At 80.3% G+C, this 294-nt stretch carries 1 protein-coding gene; it reads left to right on the top strand.

Going from position 1 to position 294, the window contains the following annotated elements:
- On the top strand, positions 1–294 hold a 294-nt coding region (locus tag A4V12_RS12100), incomplete at both ends, for a protein kinase domain-containing protein (RefSeq protein ID WP_434974779.1).

Below are 294 nucleotides of genomic sequence, written 5' to 3'. Positions count from 1 at the left end.
ACGGGCACCGACGGCGGGCGGACCGGCAGCGGGGCGGTCGTCGGGTCGCCCGGGTTCATGGCGCCCGGGCGGGTGCGCGGCGATCGCGTCACCTCCGCGTCGGACGTCTTCTGCCTCGGTTCGGTCCTGGCGTGCGCGGCGACCGGCCGCGCCCCGTGCGGCGCCGCCGAAAGCGGCGTGCGCGCCGTGATGTTCCGCATCGCCCCCGCCGAGCGGGGCCTCGCCGGGCTCCCCGCCGAGCTGGACGACCTCGTGCGCGGCTGCCTCGCCAAGGACCCGGCCGCCCGCCCCACC

Origin of the sequence: Streptomyces noursei, from assembly GCF_001646665.1 — a bacterium.
In the GTDB taxonomy this organism is placed as follows: domain Bacteria; phylum Actinomycetota; class Actinomycetes; order Streptomycetales; family Streptomycetaceae; genus Streptomyces; species Streptomyces lavendulocolor.
This window is presented reverse-complemented; position numbering and strand designations above follow the sequence as displayed.